Annotated in this window: 16 protein-coding genes and 2 riboswitches; of the genes, 13 read left to right on the top strand and 3 right to left on the bottom strand. The window is 72.5% G+C overall.

The features are described from left to right. Position 1: 1 nt before the first annotated feature. Positions 2-742 carry a M15 family metallopeptidase gene (locus RM779_RS08550; protein ID WP_311617065.1) on the bottom strand — a complete coding sequence of 247 codons (741 nt, stop codon included), beginning with the start codon at positions 740-742 and terminating at the stop codon, positions 2-4. Between the two features lie 145 nt (positions 743-887). On the opposite strand from RM779_RS08550, the gene RM779_RS08545 reads away from it, so the two are divergent. The 11 genes from RM779_RS08545 to RM779_RS08495 all read left to right on the top strand — a co-directional run bounded on the left by RM779_RS08545 (position 888) and on the right by RM779_RS08495 (position 13,021). Continuing rightward, positions 888-2,945, top strand: a complete 2,058-nt coding sequence (locus tag RM779_RS08545) for an acetoacetate--CoA ligase (RefSeq protein WP_311617064.1) — start codon at positions 888-890, stop codon at positions 2,943-2,945. A 31-nt stretch (positions 2,946-2,976) separates the two neighbouring features. Continuing rightward, entirely contained in the window at positions 2,977-3,870 is an 894-nt protein-coding gene (locus tag RM779_RS08540) for a hypothetical protein (RefSeq protein WP_311617063.1), read from the top strand. Positions 3,871-4,065: 195 nt separating this feature from the next. Then, positions 4,066-4,674: a CDP-alcohol phosphatidyltransferase family protein gene (locus RM779_RS08535; protein ID WP_311617062.1), complete on the top strand. Its 609-nt coding sequence runs from the start codon at positions 4,066-4,068 to the stop codon at positions 4,672-4,674. 135 nt (positions 4,675-4,809) lie between these two features. Next, positions 4,810-7,305, top strand: a complete 2,496-nt coding sequence (locus RM779_RS08530) for a mannose-1-phosphate guanyltransferase (protein WP_077062687.1) — start codon at positions 4,810-4,812, stop codon at positions 7,303-7,305. A gap of 64 nt (positions 7,306-7,369) precedes the next feature. Beyond that, on the top strand, positions 7,370-8,275 hold the full coding sequence (locus tag RM779_RS08525; RefSeq protein ID WP_394813252.1) for a DUF881 domain-containing protein: 906 nt from the start codon (positions 7,370-7,372) through the stop codon (positions 8,273-8,275). Beyond that, on the top strand, positions 8,272-8,604 hold the full coding sequence (locus tag RM779_RS08520) for a small basic family protein (RefSeq protein WP_077062689.1): 333 nt from the start codon (positions 8,272-8,274) through the stop codon (positions 8,602-8,604). Before RM779_RS08525 ends, RM779_RS08520 begins: the two co-directional genes overlap by 4 nt. A gap of 4 nt (positions 8,605-8,608) precedes the next feature. Then, entirely contained in the window at positions 8,609-9,382 is a 774-nt protein-coding gene (locus tag RM779_RS08515) for a DUF881 domain-containing protein (protein ID WP_311617061.1), read from the top strand. Between the two features lie 158 nt (positions 9,383-9,540). Then, positions 9,541-10,245, top strand: a complete 705-nt coding sequence (locus RM779_RS08510; RefSeq protein ID WP_311617060.1) for an FHA domain-containing protein — start codon at positions 9,541-9,543, stop codon at positions 10,243-10,245. A 79-nt stretch (positions 10,246-10,324) separates the two neighbouring features. Further along, positions 10,325-10,798: a bifunctional nuclease family protein gene (locus tag RM779_RS08505; protein ID WP_059008346.1), complete on the top strand. Its 474-nt coding sequence runs from the start codon at positions 10,325-10,327 to the stop codon at positions 10,796-10,798. A gap of 143 nt (positions 10,799-10,941) precedes the next feature. After that, complete coding sequence (locus RM779_RS08500; RefSeq protein WP_394813251.1) at positions 10,942-11,544, top strand: MerR family transcriptional regulator; 603 nt, start codon at positions 10,942-10,944, stop codon at positions 11,542-11,544. A gap of 64 nt (positions 11,545-11,608) precedes the next feature. After that, complete coding sequence (locus RM779_RS08495) at positions 11,609-13,021, top strand: DNA polymerase IV (RefSeq protein WP_311617059.1); 1,413 nt, start codon at positions 11,609-11,611, stop codon at positions 13,019-13,021. Here the strand turns inward: RM779_RS08495 and RM779_RS08490 are convergent. After that, positions 12,970-13,314, bottom strand: coding sequence for a PRC-barrel domain-containing protein (locus RM779_RS08490; RefSeq protein WP_311617058.1), 345 nt, complete (start codon positions 13,312-13,314; stop codon positions 12,970-12,972). The genes RM779_RS08495 and RM779_RS08490 overlap by 52 nt on opposite strands. A 134-nt stretch (positions 13,315-13,448) precedes the next feature. Beyond that, positions 13,449-13,547, top strand: a riboswitch (glycine riboswitch). Between the two features lies 1 nt (position 13,548). After that, a riboswitch (glycine riboswitch) is annotated at positions 13,549-13,665 on the top strand. Positions 13,666-13,726: 61 nt separating this feature from the next. Between RM779_RS08490 and gcvP the strand changes: the two genes are divergently transcribed. Continuing rightward, on the top strand, positions 13,727-16,630 hold the full coding sequence (gcvP, locus tag RM779_RS08485; protein WP_311617057.1) for an aminomethyl-transferring glycine dehydrogenase: 2,904 nt from the start codon (positions 13,727-13,729) through the stop codon (positions 16,628-16,630). A 71-nt stretch (positions 16,631-16,701) separates the two neighbouring features. Here the strand turns inward: gcvP and RM779_RS08480 are convergent, their stop codons facing one another. Then, entirely contained in the window at positions 16,702-17,271 is a 570-nt protein-coding gene (locus RM779_RS08480; RefSeq protein ID WP_311617056.1) for a hypothetical protein, read from the bottom strand. Positions 17,272-17,546: 275 nt separating this feature from the next. Here RM779_RS08480 and RM779_RS08475 point away from each other — a divergent pair, with 275 nt between their 5' ends. After that, positions 17,547-19,040, top strand: coding sequence for a glutamate--cysteine ligase (locus RM779_RS08475; RefSeq protein WP_311617055.1), 1,494 nt, complete (start codon positions 17,547-17,549; stop codon positions 19,038-19,040). Positions 19,041-19,089: the final 49 nt, after the last annotated feature.

The raw sequence follows: 19,089 nt of genomic DNA, 5'->3' as shown, positions 1-19,089 counted from the left end.
TTCACCCGCCCCCGCCCCCGCCCCCGCCCCCGGCCACCGCGCCGCGCGTCACGGGGAAGTCGAAGTAGGTGTCGGGGAACGGCTCCTCCCGCAGCGTGAAGTGCCACCACTCGGTCGCCACCGGCTCGAAGCCCGCGTCCGTCAGCGCGGCCGCCAGCAGTGCGCGCGCCGCGCGCGCCCCCTTCCCGACGTCGCGGGAGGCGGGTGCCGAGCGCGGGTCGAAGAAGTCGAACGGCGTGCCCATGTCCACCGCTTCGCCCGAGGCCCGCCGGAGGGTGACGTCCACGGTGCTGCCGCGGCTGTGCCCCGACCGGGCGGCCAGGTAACCCTCGTCGAAAAGCCGTTCCTTGGGCACCCGCGGGTGGTACTCGTCCCGCGTGCCGCCGTCGCGCGGATCGTCCGCCCACCGCAGAAACCGGTCCACGGCCCGCTGCGGCCGGTAGCAGTCGTACACCAGCAGGCCGAGATCCCGTTCCGCGAGCGCCCGGTGCGCCGCGCGCAGGGCCAGCGCCGCCTCCCTGGTCAGCAGGCACACCGGAGCGCGGTAACCGTCGACGGTGTCGCCGGTGAAGTTGTGCGGCGTCGCGTACCGCACGTCCTGCCGGATGCCGGGCGCGACGTCGGCCAGCGCGACGAACCCGTCCGGCGCGTCGCGGCCCTCGGCCACCGGCGCGGGCGCCACCGAACCGGCGAGCCCGGCCAGCAGCGCGGCCAGGGTGAGGGCAACGGGAAGGCGGCGCACGTCTCCACACCTACCAGCGGCCCGCCGCCCCCGACAGCGGGCGCGGCCCCCTGTCCGGCGTTCGGGTGGGGCGGGCCTGGTATCCGCGCCGCTGACCTGGCATCGTCCAGGCAAACCGTGCCACGTGTACCCGCCGGGAGCCGCCATGACCGCCACGCACGACGCACTTGACCACGACGCGCCCGAGCCCGCCGCGCCCGAGCCCCTGTGGCGCCCGGACCCGGAACGGGTCGCCGCCGCCCGGCTCAGCCGCTTCCACGCGTTCGCCGCCGACCGCCACGGGGCCCCCGGCCCGGTGCCGGGCGACCCCGCGGGCAGCTACGCCGCCCTGCACCGCTGGTCCGTCACGCGGCTCGGACCGTTCTGGCGGGCCGTCGCCGAGTGGTTCGACGTCCGCTTCGCCACCCCGTACGACACGGTGCTCGCCGATGCCGCGATGCCGGGGGCCCGGTGGTTCCCCGGGGCCACCCTCAACTATGCGGAACACGCCCTGCGGGCCGGCGAGCCCGGCTCGCCGCGGGCGGCGGAGGCCGCGCTGCTCCGGGTCGACGAGGACCACCGGCCCGAGCCCGTCACCTGGGCGCAGCTGCGCGCCCGTGTCGGGGCGCTCGCCGCGGCGCTGCGGGAGCGGGGGGTGCGCCCGGGCGACCGCGTCAGCGGCTATCTGCCCAACATTCCCGAGGCCGTCGTCGCCCTGCTCGCCAGTGCCGCCGTCGGCGCCGTGTGGACCTCCTGCGCCCCGGACTTCGGCGCCCGCAGCGTCCTTGACCGTTTCCAGCAGGTCGAGCCGGTGGTGCTGTTCGCCGTCGACGGCTACCGCTACGGGGGTCGCGTGCACGACCGCACCGGCACCGTCGCGGAGCTGCGGCGCGGCCTGCCCACGCTGCGGGCCGTGGTGCACGTACCGCTGCTCGGCACGCCGGCCCCGGAGGGGGCCCTTGAGTGGGCGGAGCTGACCGACCACGGTGCCGAACCCGACTTCACGCGGGTCCCGTTCGACCATCCGCTGTGGGTGCTGTACTCCTCGGGCACCACCGGGCTGCCCAAGGCGATCGTGCAGTCCCAGGGCGGCATCCTGCTGGAGCACCTCAAGCAATTGGGGCTGCACTGCGATCTCGGCGCGGGCGACCGGCTGTTCTGGTACACCTCCACGGGCTGGATGATGTGGAACTTCCTGGTGTCCTCGCTGCTGACCGGCACCACCGCGGTGCTGTACGACGGCAGCCCGGGACACCCGGACACCGCCGCGCAGTGGCGGGTCGCCGAACGCACCCGCGCCACCCTCTTCGGCACCTCCGCCGCGTACGTGATGGCCTGCGCCAAGGCGGACGTCCACCCGGGGCGCGACTTCGACCTGTCCGCCACCAGGGGCGTGGCCACCACCGGTTCCCCGCTGCCGCCCGACGGCTTCCGCTGGCTGCACGAGGAGGCCGGGGCCGGGCTGTGGATCGCCTCGGTCAGCGGCGGCACCGACGTGTGCAGCTGTTTCGCGGGCGCCGTGCCCACGCTGCCGGTGTGGACGGGGGAGCTCCAGGCCCCCTGCCTGGGCACGGATCTGCGCGCCTTCTCGCCCGAGGGGCAGCCGCTGGTGGACGAGGTCGGCGAGCTGGTCGTCACCACGCCGATGCCGTCGATGCCGGTCGGCTTCTGGAACGATCCGGAGGGGGTCCGCTACCACGAGAGCTACTTCGCGATGTTCCCCGGCGTGTGGCGGCACGGTGACTGGACCACGCTGACCTCGCGCGGCACCGTCGTCATCCACGGCCGTTCGGACTCGACGCTCAATCGGCAGGGCGTGCGGATGGGCTCCGCCGACATCTACGAGGCCGTCGAACGGCTCCCGGAGATCCGGGAGTCGCTGGTCATCGGCGTCGAGGAGCCGGACGGCGGTTACTGGATGCCGCTGTTCGTCCGGCTCGCCGAGGGAGCCGTGCTCGACGACGCGCTGCGCGAACGGGTGCGCCGCACGATCCGCGAGGCCCTGTCGCCCCGCCATCTCCCGGACGACATCGTGGAGATCCCCGGCGTTCCGCACACCCTCACCGGCAAGCGGCTCGAAGTGCCCGTCAAACGCCTGCTCCAGGGCGTGCCGCTGGAGCGGGCGGCCAATCCGGGCTCGGTGGACGACCCGGAGCTGCTCCGCTTCTTCGAGCGCATGGCCCGCGAGAGGGCCACTGTCAGTGACGGCGACTACGGTGAGTGACCAAGAGCTTCCGATCCGTTGAGGGGGAGTCATGGCACACACCAGGCGGCGCGCCGGACGGGGCGCGGCATCCTGGCGGGAGTCGGCGGGGATGGTTGCGGTCGTCGCGGACGCGGGCGGGTTCGCCCTGATGCGCCGCTACGCGACGTTCCGTTTCACCGACCACACCAGCTATCTGCGGCAGACCGAGCTGCTGCTGCGCTCGTTGGCGGGCCGGCACGGGCACACCAGTGTCGCGCTGTTCGACCCGGTCGGATTCGCCGACTTCTGCGAGCGGGAGCGGCTGCCGCAGGACAGCGCGGCCAGCCGCGCGCGCTATACGGCGGAGGTCGCGGCCCGGGGGGCGACCGTGCCCTACGAGGGGCAGCCGATCGCCCGGCTGGTGCCCGCGCTGCTGGTCGCCCATCTGCGGTGGGAGACCTGGGAGCTGGGCACGGATCTGCTGGCGGCGGCCGGGGCCTGCCCCGACTGCGGGGCGCCGCACTCCCGTTGCGCGTTCCAGCGGGCCGCGGGGCAGCTCGCGGCGGTGATGGAGCGGGCCGGCCCCGGCGTTCACCACCTGGTGTGCAGCCTGATCGCCCCGACGGGGCCGCTGACCGCGGCCCTGCACGCGGAGCGCGCCGCCGACGGCTCGCTCGACCTGGGCGAGCCGGACGCGCTGGTGCTGTGCACCCTGCTCGCCGTCGGCCTGGCCACCGGCGAGCCGGGCGGCCTGGTGCTGCGCTCGTTGCGCGCCGCCGGGGGCGCGGGCGAGGAGGTGCGCGGGTGGAGCCTGCACCGCGGCCGGCTGCGGGCCCTGAGCGAGGGCGAGGTGTTCGCGGCCTACTGCACGGACGTGCGGACCGGCGAGCCGGTCCCACCGGAGCCGGGGGTCGCCTACCGGGCGGCGGACGAGCTGCCGCCGGGCGGCTGCGCGGCGCCGTGACCGGGGTGGGCGGTCCCCGGCCCGGGTCCTTGCCGGGGACCGCCCACCCGGACGGCAAACCACCTGAAAGCGTGCTCCCTCGGGACCGTCCGCCTCATACGGCCCACCTCGCGGCTGCGTTCGGCCCGGCCGGTAAGGTCGGAGCGCACAGCGCGGGCAGGAATCGTTTCGACAGGTCAACAGGAGGGCGTCCGGGTGGAGATCCAGGAAACGGATATTCAGACGGACCGCGTCCTCACCATCCCCAACATCCTGAGCATGGCCCGGCTGCTGGGCGTTCCGGTGTTCCTGTGGCTCGTCCTCTCACCGGTCTTCGACGGGCCCGACCTGGACGTGTGGGCGCTGGCCGTGCTGGCCTTCAGCGGCGTCAGCGACTATTTGGACGGCAAGCTCGCCCGCCGGTGGAACCAGGTGAGCGCACTCGGCCGCGTGCTCGACCCGGCGGCCGACCGCCTCTACATCCTCTCCACACTCGTGGGTCTCACCTGGCGCGACATCCTGCCGCTGTGGCTCACCGGGCTCCTGCTCGCCCGGGAGTTGATGCTGCTGGTGGTGGTGTGGCGACTCGACCGGCACGGATATGCACCCCCACAGGTGAACTTTCTCGGCAAGGCGGCGACCCTCAATCTCATGTACGCCTTCCCGTTGCTGCTGCTCAGCGACGGTGGTGGCTGGCTCGCTACCCTCGCTGCTATTTTCGGATGGGCGTTCGCCGGCTGGGGTACAGCGCTCTACTGGTGGGCAGGGATGCTCTACGTGGTCCAGGTCCGCCGTCTCCTCAAGGCGGATGCCACGGCCGACTGAGCTCGCCCTGGCAGCGTCGCAGGGGCCTGGCGCCCGCATGTGCCGCAGTATTCCGGGGAGCCACCCCGGGCCCGGGCCCCTCCAGACGGGCGCAGTCGGAGTGACTGTCGACTCCCCAAGGAGGACACTTCCGATATGAAGGCCGTAGTAATGGCTGGCGGCGAAGGCACCCGGCTTCGCCCGATGACCGCGAGCATGCCCAAGCCTCTGCTGCCCGTGGCCAACCGCCCGATCATGGAGCACGTGCTCCGGCTGCTGAAGCGGCACGGACTCACGGAGACCGTGGTCACCGTGCAATTCCTCGCCTCCCTCGTGAAAAACTACTTCGGCGACGGTGAGGAACTCGGGATGGATCTCACCTACGCCCATGAAGAGAAGCCCCTGGGTACGGCCGGAAGTGTGAAGAACGCCGAGGACGCACTCAAGAACGATTCTTTTCTGGTGATTTCGGGGGACGCGCTCACCGACTTCGACCTGACCGATCTCATCCGCTACCACAGGGAGCGCGGTGCCCTCGTCACCGTCTGCCTGACGCGCGTGCCGAACCCACTGGAGTTCGGCATCACCATCGTCAACGAGGACGGACGCGTCGACCGTTTCCTGGAGAAGCCCACCTGGGGACAGGTGTTCTCCGACACCGTCAACACCGGCATCTACGTCATGGAGCCCGAGGTCTTCGACTACGTCGAGCCGGACGTCCCGGTCGACTGGTCGGGCGATGTGTTCCCCCGCCTCATGAAGGAGGGGAAGCCGGTCTACGGCTATGTCGCCGAGGGCTATTGGGAGGACGTGGGCACCCACGAGAGCTACGTGAAGGCGCAGGCCGACGTGCTCGAAGGGAAAGTCGACGTCGAGATCGACGGATTCGAGATCTCGCCGGGCGTGTGGATCGCCGAGGGCGCGGAGGTGCACCCCGACGCGAAGCTCAGGGGCCCCCTCTACGTCGGCGACTACGCGAAGATCGAGGCGGGCGCCGAAATCCGCGAGCACACCGTCATCGGGTCCAACGTGGTCGTCAAGGCCGACGCGTTCCTGCACCGGGCGGTCGTCCACGACAATGTGTACATCGGCCCGCAGACCAATCTCCGGGGCTGCGTCGTCGGCAAGAACACCGACGTGATGCGGGCCGCCCGCATCGAGGACGGCGCCGTCATCGGCGACGAGTGCCTCGTCGGCGAGGAGTCCATCGTCCAGGGCAACGTCCGGGTCTACCCGTTCAAGACCGTGGAGGCCGGGGCCTTCGTCAACACCTCGGTCATCTGGGAGGCGCGCGGCCAGGCCAATCTGTTCGGCGCCCGCGGCGTCTCCGGCATTCTCAACGTCGAGATCACCCCGGAGCTGGCCGTCCGGCTCGCCAGCGCCTACGCCACCACCCTGAAGAAGGGTTCCACCGTCACCACCGCCCGCGACCACTCCCGCGGTGCCCGCGCCCTGAAGCGTGCGGTGATCTCCGCCCTCCAGGCCAGCGCGATCGACGTGCGGGACCTGGAGAACGTGCCGCTGCCCGTCGCCAGACAGCAGACCGCGCGCGGCAGTGCGGGCGGCGTCATGATCCGCACCACCCCGGGCGTGCCCGACTCCGTCGACATCATGTTCTTCGACGAGCGCGGCGCGGACCTCTCCCAGGCGGGCCAGCGCAAGCTGGACCGCGTCTACGCCCGCCAGGAGTACCGCAGGGCCTTCCCGGGCGAGATCGGCGACCTGCGGTTCCCCGCCAGCGTCTTCGACGCGTACACGGGCTCCGTGCTGCGCGCCGTGGACACCACCGGCGTGGCCGAGTCCGGGCTCAAGATCGTCGTCGACGCCGCCAACGGCAGCGCCGGCCTGGTCCTGCCCAGCCTGCTCGGCCGCATCGGCGTGGACGCCCTCACCATCAACCCCGGCCTGGACGAGGCCAGGCCGACCGAGACCGCCGACGTCAGGCGCGCCGGACTCGTGCGCCTCGGCGAGATCGTCTCCTCGGCCCGCGCCGCCTTCGGCGTCCGCTTCGACCCCGTCGGCGAGCGTCTCGCCCTGGTCGACGAGCGCGGCCGCATCATCGAGGACCAGCGCGCGCTGCTGGTCATGCTGGACCTCATCGCGGCCGAGCGCCGCAGCGGGCGGGTGGCACTGCCGGTGACCACCACCCGCATCGCCGAGCAGGTCGCCGCCTACCACGGCACCCAGGTCGAGTGGACCACCACCTCGCCCGACGACCTGACCCGAGTCGCCCACAAGGAGGGCTCGGTCTTCGGCGGGGACGGACAGGGGGGCTTCATCGTCCCCGAGTTCTCGTCCGTCTTCGACGCCACGGCGGCGTTCACCCGGCTCATCGCCCTGGTCGCCCGCACCCAGCTCTCGCTCAGCCAGATCGACGCCCGCATCCCGCGGGCCCACGTGCTCCGGCGGGACGTCGCCACCCCCTGGGCCATCAAGGGACTGGTGATGCGCCGGGTCGTCGAGGCGGCGGGGGAACGCTCCATCGACACCACCGATGGCGTGCGCGTCGTCGAGCCGGACGGCAGGTGGATTCTCGTGCTGCCCGACCCCGCCGAGGCCGTCACCCACCTGTGGGCCGAGGGGCCGGACGACGCCGCCGCGCAGGAGCTGCTGGACACCTGGTCGACGGTCGTGGACAGCGCCGACCGCTGAGGACGAACGGGCCCGCAGCGGGCCCGATTCGGTCTCCTGAGTGGCGCGTGCGACGATGTGCGCCATGCCACAGCAGGAGCCCGGGCGACGTGTCCCGGCGCGCCCCGACGCCTCCATGTCGCTGCTGACCACCGTGATGAGCAACACCCTCGACGAGGGATACGCGGCGGCCGGGCGGCGGTCCGCCGGCCGGTCAGAGCTGCCGCGCACGCTGCGCGCCAGGCTCTGGCTGGCCGGCGGCCTCGCGCTGGCCGCCGTGGTGGTCACCCTGGGCGCCGCGCAGGCGCGCGAGGCGGAGCCCACCCTTGCCAGGGGCCGGGAGGAGCTGCTCGACCGCGTCGAGGCGCGCACCGCCGAGCTGGACGATCTCCAGGAGGAGGTCGACGCGCTGCGCGCGGACGTCGACGAGCGGCAGCGCGACGCCATCGGCGACGCGCGCTCTGCGGCGGGCGAGCTGACCGCGCTCCTGGCCGGCGCCACCGCCGTCACGGGGCCGGGGATCGAGCTGGTCGTGAACGACGCGGAGGGCGCCGCCCCCGGCGCCGGCGGCCCGCGCGACGCCGGCTTCGCCGACACCGGCCGGGTGCGCGACCGGGATCTCCAGCGTGTGGTCAACGGACTGTGGCAGGCGGGCGCCGAGGCGATATCGGTCAACGGCAGGCGCCTGACCGCCCTGTCCGCCATCCGGGCGGCGGGCGACGCCGTTCTCGTCGACAACAGGCCCCTCGCCCCGCCGTACACGCTGCTCGCGATCGGCCCGGGGGACGAGCTGGCGGCGGCCTTCCGGGCCACCGCGGAGGGCCGCTATCTGGACGTGCTGCGCGAGGACTACGGCATCAGGGCCGGTACCACCGTCCACGACAGGCTGGAACTGCCCGCCGCGCCCGGCCTCACCACGCACACCGCCGGACCCGCCGCCGCACCGGAAACACAGCCGGAAGATCAACCGGAAGAAGGGGGCGCGCCGTGATCGCCGTCCTGGGACTCGTGCTGGGGGTCGTGGTCGGGATTCTGACACGTCCGGTCGTTCCGGCCGGTCTGGAACCGTACCTGCCCATCGCCGTCGTCGCCGCCCTCGACGCGGTCTTCGGCGGGCTGCGCGCCATGCTCGACGGCCTGTTCGACGACAAGGTGTTCGTCGTGTCCTTCCTGTCGAACGTCACGGTCGCCGCCCTGATCGTCTTCCTCGGCGACAAGCTCGGCGTCGGGGCGCAGCTGTCCACCGGCGTCGTCGTGGTCCTCGGCATCCGCATCTTCTCCAACGCCGCCGCGATCCGCCGGCACGTCTTCGGGGCGTGAGCCGGTGACCGAGGAGGAGAGCGCGCCGCCGCCCGCCCCCGAGCCGGGCCGGGACCGCCCCACCGGCCGCGGCGCCCTGCGCGCCGGGCTGTGGCCGCCGCGCGCGACGCGCAGCCAGCTGCTCGCCGCCGTGCTGCTGTTCGTACTCGGGCTCGGCCTCGCCATCCAGGTGCGGGCCACCGGCAGCGAGGAGACGGCGCTGCGCGGCGCCCGGCAGGAGGACCTGGTGCGGATTCTCAGCGATCTGGAGGACCGCACCGCGCGGCTGGAGGAGGAGAAGAACGGCTTGGAGGAGCAGCGCACCGAGCTGGAGACCAGCTCCGACCAGGCCGAGGAGGCCAGGCGGCAGACGGAGGAGCGCGAACGGCAGCTCGGCGTGCTCGCCGGTACCGTCGCCGCCGAGGGCCCCGGCATCACGCTGCGCATCGACGATCCACTCGGGGCCGTCGAGGCGGATATGCTGCTCGACGCGGTGCAGGAGCTGCGCGCGGCGGGCGCCGAGGCCATCCAGATCAACGAGGTGCGGATCGCGGCGGGCACCTCTTTCGTGGACGAGAACGGCGGGGTGTTCGTCGATGGCGAGCCGGTGCGCGCACCGTTCCTGATCGCCGCCATCGGGCGGCCGCAGGACCTGGAGCCGGCGCTGAACATCCCCGGGGGCGTGGTGCAGTCCCTGGAGAACGAGCAGGCGGAGGTGTCGGTGGAGCGCCAGGAGAAGGTCGTCGTGGACGCCTTGCGATCGGCGGAGCAGCCTGACTACGCTCAGTCGTCACCGTGACGGAGCCGACGTCACGGGGGCTGCCACACTTCCGTGGCACTCGGTGAGGGAAACTGAACGGGGGCCGGGGACGTTGTCACGACGTCCTGTACGGCCGGTGAGAGACAATGGACCGGTCCCGTCCGACGAGGGCCGGGCTAGGCGCGAGGGGATCGCTGGTGAGCTTTTTCGCTAGATTGTTCGGCAGGCGTCGGAGCGGCGTGCACAGCGCCGCACGGAGCCGCGCCCGCCAACAAGGCGACCCAGCGACGGCGCCCGGCGGAGAGCCGGGGCGCCCGTTGTTCCGGGACGAGGTCGCCGGCCCCGGCGGCATAGGCTCCCAGGGGTCGGGACGGGAGACGGTCACCTGCTCCCGCTGCGGCCACAGGTCCGCCGCGACCAGCAGGTTCTGTTCCAACTGCGGCAATGGGCTGCGCCCGGGGCTCGAAGGCTCGTCCGAGACGACCTCCACCATTTCGATCTCGGGCCTTGAGGCGTACGAGGCCGAGGTCACCGGGCAGCACCCGGCGCCGGCGCTCTCGCCCGAGGCCCAGGCGGCGGTCGAGGCGCTGCCGCCTGGTTCGGCCCTGCTCATCGTGCGCCGCGGGCCGAATTCGGGGAGCAGGTTCCTGCTCGACGGGGACCTGACGACCGCGGGCCGGCATCCGCAGAGCGACATCTTCCTCGACGACGTGACGGTCTCGCGCCGTCACGTGGAGTTCCGACGCCAGCCCGACGCCAGCTTCACGGTGAGTGACGTCGGCAGTCTCAACGGCACCTACGTCAACCGGGAGCCCCTGGATTCGGCGGTGCTCAACAACGGCGACGAGGTACAGATCGGGAAGTACCGGCTGGTTTTCTTCGCCAGCAGGCAGGCGTTCTGACCTGCGAGCGTGGCCGCTCGCGCGCCGCACGGCGGTGCTCGACTATCCAAATGCACCGAGCACCGCCTAGGGTTGCTGTGTGAATCAGCTCGACGTCGTGGGCGTGCGGGTGGAAATGCCCAACAACCAGCCCATCGTGCTACTCCGTGAAGTCGGAGGCGACCGCTATCTCCCGATCTGGATCGGCCCGGGGGAGGCGACCGCCATCGCGTTCGCCCAGCAGGGGATGACTCCTGCCCGGCCCCTGACGCACGATCTCTTCAAGAACGTGCTGGAGGCGGTGGGGCAGGAGCTCAGCGCGGTACGCATCACCGACCTGCGCGACGGGGTCTTCTATGCCGAGCTCGTGTTCGCCAGTGGGGTAGAGGTCAGCGCCCGTCCTTCCGACGCGATAGCCCTCGCGCTGCGCGTCGGTACGCCGATCTACGGCAGCGATGCCGTACTCGACGACGCCGGGATCATCATTCCCGACGAGCAGGAGGACGAGGTCGAGAGGTTCCGCGAGTTCCTCGACCAGATCTCCCCCGAGGACTTCGGCACGAGCAGCCAGTAGCGGCGCGTGGCGATCGTTGACGCGCTGAGTGTGGATGCCTAGCGTCAATGGGGCATGTCTTGGGAGGAGCGCTGTGTGCGTGCTCATCGTGACAGCCGGTGAGCGACGAAGGCACGGTCGGGGCATGCGGAACGGAGGCCGGCGTGACAGGTAACGGCGACAGCAGAGCGGTGGGCGGGACATCCTCCCTCCCCGGCGCGCCGCCTCCACCGGGGCTGAGACCCTCCGCGGCCGGGCAGGACCGCGAAGCGCCGGACCGGCTCGGCTACCGGGGCCCGAGCGCCTGTGCGGCCGCGGGCATCACCTACCGGCAGCTCGACTACTGGGCCCGCACCGGGCTCGTGCAGCCCAGCGTGCGCCCGGCCCACGGCTCCGGCACCCAGCGTCTCTACAGTTTCCGGGACGTGCTGGTCCTCAAGATCGTCAAACGGCTGCTGGACGCCGGGGTTTCCCTCCAGAGCATCCGCACGGCCGTTCAGGCGCTGTGCTCCGCGGATCTTGCGGAGCTGTCGGACATGACCCTGATGAGCGACGGCGCCACCGTGTACCGCTGTGCCTCCCCCGAGGAGCTGGCCGAGCTGCTGCGCGGCGGCCGGGGCGTTTTCGGCATCGCCGTCGGCGCGGTGTGGAGCGATGTGGAGGGCGCGCTGGCCCAGCTGAGCGCCGAGCGGCTCGACACGGGCGAGCCCGTGCCCGTCGCCCACCCGGGCGACGAGCTGGCGCGCCGCAGGCACCGCACGGGCTGATCCGAAGCCGGGCCCGGGCAGACGTTCCCCCCGGCTTGTCAGACCCGTGGGGCACCATCGTTGTGTGAGAGGCCAGCCTACGGTTCTGCACCTCGACATGGACGCCTTCTACGCCTCGGTGGAGCAGGCGGCCAAGCCGAGCCTGCGCGGCAAGCCCGTGATCGTCGGCGGCCTCGGGCCGCGCGGCGTGGTCGCCACCGCCTCCTACGAGGCCAGGCGGTTCGGCGTGCACTCGGCGATGCCCATGGCGCAGGCGCGCCGCCTGTGCCCGCATGCCGCGTTCCTGGTGCCGCGCTTCCAGATCTACCGGGCGATCAGCGAGACGGTGATGGGCCTGCTGGCCGAGCTGTCACCGCTGGTCGAGCCGCTGAGTCTGGACGAGGCGTTCGTCGATCTGGCGGCGGGCGGCACGGCCGCGTCCGCGGAGGAGGCGCGGCGCACCGGCGAGCGGCTGCGCGCCGCGATTCGCGAGGCCACCGGCGTGACCGGTTCTGTGGGCCTGGCAGGCTCCAAGATGCTGGCCAAGATCGCCTCCGAGCAGGCCAAGCCGGACGGTCTTGTGCTGATCCGCCCCGGCACGGAGCGCGAGCTGCTCGCGCCCATGCCCGTGCGCACGCTGCCCGGCGTCGGCCCGGCCACCGCGGAGGTGCTGCGCAGGGCGGGCATCACGACCGTGGGCGAGACGGTGCAGGCGGGCGAGGCCGAGCTGCTGCGGCTGCTCGGCAAGGCGCACGGCGCCTCGCTGTACCTCATGGCCCGCGGGGTCGACGAGCGGCCCGTGGTCGCGGACCGGGACACCAAGTCCGTCTCCGTGGAGGACACCTTCGACGTCGACGTCACCGACCGGGCCCGCATCCGGTTCGAGGTGGCCGGGCTGGCGGACCGCTGCACGCGGCGCCTGCGGGCGGCCGGCCGCTCGGGGCGGACGGTGGTGCTGAAGGTCAGGCGCTACGACTTCACCACGCTCACCCGTTCCGAGACGCTGCGCGGCCCCACGGACGACCCCGAGGTGGTCCAGGAGGCGGCCCGGCGGCTGCTGGAGGGCGTGGACACCACGGAGGGCGTCCGGCTGCTCGGTGTGGGCGTCAGCGGTCTTGCCGACTTCACCCAGGAGGATCTGTTCGCCCAGGCGCTCCAGTCATCGCGCGCGCCGGAGCAGCCGGCCGCCGAGCCCTCGCCCGGCGGTGCGCCCGCGCCGCGGCCGGTCCCGCGGACCACCGACTGGCTGCCCGGGCTCGATGTGACGCACGAGCGGTTCGGTCCCGGCTGGGTCCAGGGGAGCGGCGTCGGCCGCGTCACGATCCGTTTCGAGCGCCCCGATTCGCCGCCGGGCCGAGTGCGCACGTTCCTGGTGGATGACCCGGAGCTGACCGGCGGCGAGCCGCTGCCCCTGGTCGAGCGGGCGGCCCCGCCGGGCGGCGGGAGTCAGGCGGACAGCGTGTCGTCCGGGCCGAGCCGGGGGACGTCGAGGCCGTAGTGGTGGTACAGCTGGAGCTCCTGCTGGGGGGAGAGGTGGCGGCCCACGCCGAAGTCGGGGGCGTCCCTGATCAGGGAGCGGGGGAAGGGGACGCACAGCGTGTCGTCCACCAGCTCGCTCGGTTCCAGCGGAACGAACGCGTCGCGGCTGAAAAGGCCGGTGCGCACGGCCGCCCATTCGGGTGCCCCGGTGGCGTCGTCGAGATACACCTCATCCACAGTGCCGATCTTGGTGCCGTCGCGGTCGAACGCCTTGAGGCCGATCAGACTGCGCGGGTCGATGTCGGTCTGCACGATTCCTCCAACTGATCACCACTGGTCCCGGAAGGTCTCCACGACCTACGAAAAGGCACAATCCGCGGACTGGCCAGTCGAGTGGCACCCGGGCCACCGGAACCACCCCCGCTGGTACCCTCAAAGACGGTTGACAACCTCGTGCGGGAGAGTCCCGGTGCCGACCAGGCCCCGGGCGCCGAAGGAGCAACTCCTCCCCGGAATCTCTCAGGCCCCTGTACCGCGCGGGGATGACCACTCTGGAAAGCAGGGTGACGGGGGAGCGACGCTCCCCGGGTTCCCTCACCGACGGTGCAAGCCGGTCACGTGTGTGACGCGGTGAAGCTCTCAGGTCGACATGACAGAGGGGGAGGCAGCCAGGCGCCGGCGCCTGGCACCCCCGCAGGTCGCCGCGACCAGGAGGAGCCTCCCGATGACCGCTCGCCGCACCCCGTTGTCCGCCCTTGAGCAGGGCACTCCCTTCGCTGCCCGGCACATCGGGCCCGACGCGCAGGACCAGGCCAAGATGCTGGCCCACGTCGGCTTCGGCTCCCTGGACGAGCTGACCGCCGCCGCGGTGCCCGAGACGATCCGCACCACCGAGGCGCTGCGGCTGCCCGAGGCGCGCGACGAGGCGGGCGTGCTGGCCGAGCTGCGCGCTCTCGCCGCCAGGAACACGGTGCTGCACTCCATGATCGGCCTCGGCTACCACGGCACGTTCACCCCGCCCGTCATCCTGCGGAACGTCATGGAGAACCCGGCCTGGTACACCGCGTACACGCCGTACCAGCCGGAGATCTCGCAGGGCAGGCTGGAGGCCCTGCTCAACTTCCAGACCGTCGTCGCCGACCTCACCGGGCTGCCCACGGCCGGTGCGTCCCTGCTCGACGAGGCGACCGCCGCCGCCGAGGCGATGGCACTGTCCCGCCGGGTCGGCAAGGTCAAGGGCGGGGTCTTCCTCGTCGACGCCGACTGCCTGCCGCAGACCATCGCGGTGGTGCGCACCCGCGCCGAGCCGACGGGGGTGGACGTGCTGGTCGCGGACCTCGGTGACGGCATTCCGGCCGAGGCCGCGGAGCGCGGGGTCTTCGGCGTTCTCGTGCAGTACCCCGGGGCCTCCGGCGCCGTGCGCGACTTCCGCGGCCTGATCGAGGAGGCGCACGGCCTCGGCGCGGTCGTCACGGTGGCCGCCGACCTGCTCGCCCTGACGCTCCTCACCTCGCCGGGGGAGCTGGGCGCCGACATCGCGGTCGGCTCCAGCCAGCGGTTCGGCGTCCCGATGGGCTTCGGCGGCCCGCACGCGGGCTTCATGTCCGTGCGGAACACCTATGCCCGCAGCCTGCCCGGGCGTCTGGTCGGCGTCTCCCGGGACGCGGCCGGGGCACCGGCTCACCGCCTCGCGCTCCAGACGCGGGAGCAGCACATCCGCCGCGAGAAGGCGACGAGCAACATCTGCACCGCACAGGTGCTCCTGGCCGTGATGGCCGGCATGTACGCGGTGTACCACGGGCCGGACGGGCTCGCCGCCATCGCCCGCCGCACCCACAGGTATGCCGCGCTGCTCGCGGCCGGGCTGCGCGATGGCGGCGTGGCGGTCGTGCACGACTCCTTCTTCGACACCGTCACGGCCCAGGTGCCAGGCCGGGCGGCGGAGGTGGTGGCGGCGGCCCGCGAGGCCGGGGTGAACCTGCGCCTGACCGATGCCGACCACGTCGGCGTCTCGTGCGACGAGACCACGGGACGCGGCCAGCTCGCCGCGGTCTGGGCGGCGTTCGGGGTGGCGGGTGACGCGTTCGGCATCGACGCGCTGGACGCGCGCACGCCGGACGCGCTGCCCGAGCAGCTGCTGCGAGGCGACGACTACCTCGCGCATCCGGTCTTCCACCGGTACCGTTCGGAGACCGCGATGCTGCGTTATCTGCGGCGGCTCGCCGACCGCGACTACGCGCTGGACCGGGGCATGATCCCGCTGGGCTCGTGCACCATGAAGCTGAACGCGACGGTGGAGATGGAGCCGGTCACCTGGCCGGAGTTCGCCGCGCTGCACCCGTTCGCGCCCCTCGAACAGGCCGAGGGCTACGTCGCGCTGATCCGGGAGCTGGAGGAGCGGCTGGCCGAGGTCACGGGCTACGACAGCGTCTCGCTCCAGCCGAACGCCGGCTCCCAGGGCGAGCTGGCGGGCCTGCTCGCCGTGCGCGCCTACCACCGGGCGGCCGGGCAGCCCGGCCGGACCGTCTGCCTCATACCGTCCTCCGCGCACGGCACCAACGCCGCGAGCGCCGTCATGGCCGGGATGCGGGTCGTCGTGGTCGCGACCGGCGAGAACGGCGATGTGGACGCCGATGACCTGCGGGCCAAGATCGCCGCACACGCGGACGAGCTGGCCGTGCTGATGGTCACCTACCCGTCCACGCACGGGGTGTTCGAGGAGGACATCGCGGATATCTGCGCGGCCGTGCACGACGCGGGCGGGCAGGTGTACGTGGACGGTGCCAATCTCAACGCGCTGGTCGGCCTGGCCAGGCCGGGCCGGTTCGGTGCGGACGTCTCGCACCTCAACCTGCACAAGACGTTCTGCATCCCGCACGGCGGCGGCGGTCCTGGCGTCGGCCCGGTCGCGGTGCGTTCCCACCTCGCGCCCCACCTGCCCGGCCACCCGCTCCAGCCCGCCGCGGGACCCGTGGGCGGCGGCACGGGTCCGGTCTCGGCGGCGCCGTGGGGCTCGGCGGGCATCCTGCCGATCTCGTGGGCGTACGTGCGGCTGATGGGCGCGACGGGGCTGCGCCGCGCCACGCAGGTCGCGGTACTCGCCGCCAACTACGTCGCCAAGCGGCTGGAGCCGCACTACCCGGTGCTGTACGCGGGTCCCGGCGGGCTGGTGGCGCACGAGTGCATCATCGACGTGCGGCCGCTGACGAAGGCGACCGGCGTCAGCATCGACGATGTCGCCAAACGGCTGATCGACTACGGGTTCCACGCGCCGACCATGTCGTTCCCCGTGCCGGGGACTCTCATGATCGAGCCCACGGAGAGCGAGGATCTGGCAGAGCTGGACCGGTTCTGTGAGGCGATGATCGCCATTCGTGCCGAGATCGACCGCGTCGGGTCGGGGGAGTGGCCGAAGGACGACAATCCGCTGGCCAACGCCCCGCACACCGCGGCCCAGCTGAGCGGCGAGTGGCCGCACCCGTACACCCGGCAGGAGGCCGTTTTCCCGACCGGGGCCCAGGACCAGCGGGCGGGCAAGTACTGGCCGCCGGTCCGGCGCATCGACGGCGCCTTCGGGGACCGCAATCTGGTCTGCTCCTGCCCGCCGGTGGCCGACTACGCGGACTGAACGCCGGGCACGAGGGCCGGGGCCGGTTCGCGCCGTTGCGGCCCGGCCCCGGACGTTTGGGTGGTGAGCGGTCAGCTCGCCAGCCCGACGGGCGCGAGCCGGGTGCTCAGCACCGGAAGCAGCACGTCGGTGCGGACCGCCCGGTCAGCGGCGATCCCGGGCGGCGCGGGGGCCAGCGGGATGAGCAGGTCCTGCGGCTGAGGGCTGCCCTCGGCGGGGTCCGCGGCCGGGTCGGAGTGCAGCCAGAGCGTCAGCATGTACAGCTCCGGCACGGACAGCAGGCGCGGCTGGTAGGGCGCGGGCAGCGACTCGGCCAGCCGCACGGCCCGTTCCGTCGACGCGATGTACGGGCCCTCGCAGAAGTGCGAGAACGCCCAGCCCTCCGGTGTGCGCGCGGTTTCCGCCGCGCCGACGGCCCGGCCGTCGCGCGTGAGCAGGAAGCGCCAGCCGGTCAGCCGGGCGTCGGGCGGCGCGGCGGACCCGGTCACCGGCGACAGCCGGTGCACGGGCAGCGGAAGGGCCAGGTCCAGGGCGCCGTGGTCGAGGTACAGCGGATGCGGTGCCCGCCTCGTTGCGGGGTGAAGCGCCGTACGGATGCTGCGCTCGGCGGCAGCGGGAGCCGTCGGGTTAAGCACGGGCATGATGGGTCGCCTCTCGCTTCGGAGTAGGTCGCCTCTTGATAGGGAGACACGCCGTGCCGGATTTTATACGCGGCTTGTTGTCCCTACGTTTCAAGTAGCCCACCCGCGAGGTTTCGGCAAGGGGGAAATCCGGTCGCCGCGGCGACCGCCGGAGCGGCGATTATTCCAGGGGAATATGCCCTGATGGTGAGGCTGCGGCGCGCGGGACATGCGTGCCGTCCCGGCCACCTGGGCAGGATCGAGCCCATGACACCGCTCGACCGAGGAGGTGCCCCATGGGAGAGAAGGTCGTCGCCGACCGCTTCGATCTGGCCGCACGGCAGCGGTTCAGGGCCCGGCTGCACGCGTGTCTCGACGCCCTCGGCGCGCTGCTGCGCGAGGACCGCTTCGAGGGGCCGCGTGACCAGATCGGTCTTGAGGTGGAGCTGTGCCTCGCCGACTCCGACGGTTCGCCCCGAATGGTCAACGATGAAGTGCTGTCCCGAATGGCGACCCGCGATTTCCAGGCGGAGCTCGGACAATTCACCCTCGAACTCAATATGGCGCCCCGACGGCTGTCCGGGCGGGTGTTCGACGATCTGGCCGAAGAACTGCGCATCGCCCTGGGCTATGCCGACCGAATGGCCGCGGAATTCGATGCGCGGTTGGTGATGACCGGAGTGCTGCCGACGATCACCGCTGAGCAGATGGCGCCCGATACGTTCTCCCCGGACGACCGTTACATGCTGCTGAACGATCAGATCATGGCGTCGCGCGGGGAAGCGATCACCCTGGACATCACCGGCGCCGAGCGGCTGCGCGGGACCTTCGAGTCCATAGCCGCCGAATCGGCGTGCACCTCGGTGCAGTTCCACCTCCAGACCACGCCGGAACGATTCGCCGACACCTGGAACGCCGCGCAGGCCGCGACCGCCGCGCAGGTCGCCGTCGGTGCGAACGCCCCGTTCGTCTTCGGCCGCGAGCTGTGGCACGAGTCGAGACCCCCGTTCTTCCTCCAGGCCACCGACAGCCGCCCGCCCGAGCACGCGGCCCAGGGCGTCCGCCCGCGGGCCTGGTTCGGCGAACGCTGGATCGACTCGGTCAGCTGCCTGTTCGAGGAGAACGTCCGCTACTTCCCCGCTCTGCTCCCGCTGTGCGGCGAGGAGGACCCGCTGGAGGTGCTCGCGTCCGGCGGCGTGCCGCGGCTGTCGGAGCTGATCCTGCACAACGGCACGGTGTACCGCTGGAACCGGCCGGTGTACGCGGTCACCGGCGGCGTCCCGCACCTGCGCGTGGAGAACCGCGTGCTGTCCACCGGGCCCACGGTCACCGACACCGTGGCCAACGCCGCGTTCTACTACGGGCTGGTGCGCGCGCTGGCGGACGACCCGGAGCCGGTGTGGCGGCGGATGCCGTTCGCCACCGCGGAGGAGAACTTCCTCGCGGCCTGTCGGCACGGCATCGACGCCGAACTGAGCTGGCCGGAGCCGGGAGCGGGCGCCCCCAAGGCGTGGCCCGCCGCCGAACTGGTCCGCCGGCGGCTGCTGCCGCTGGCCGCCGACGGCCTCGACGCCTGCGGCGTCGCCGCCGCTGACCGTGACCACTACCTCGCCGTGATCGAGGGGAGGTGCCGCCGCCGCGTCACCGGAGCGGGCTGGCAGACTCGGGTCTACCACCAGGCGGTGGCCGATGGAGCGGACCGGACGAGCGCACTGCGCGATCTCGTCCGGCGGTACAGCGAACTGGCGCGGTCGGACGCTCCCGTGCACAGCTGGCCGGACGAGGGCTGACGCCCCCGGGGCCCGCGCACGGGCGCACGGCGGCGGTGCGCGGACGGGA

The organism is Streptomyces johnsoniae, assembly GCF_031845565.1.
Taxonomy (GTDB): domain Bacteria; phylum Actinomycetota; class Actinomycetes; order Streptomycetales; family Streptomycetaceae; genus Streptomyces; species Streptomyces johnsoniae.
The sequence above is the reverse complement of the archived record's forward strand: the minus strand, read 5'-3'. Positions and strand labels throughout refer to the sequence as shown.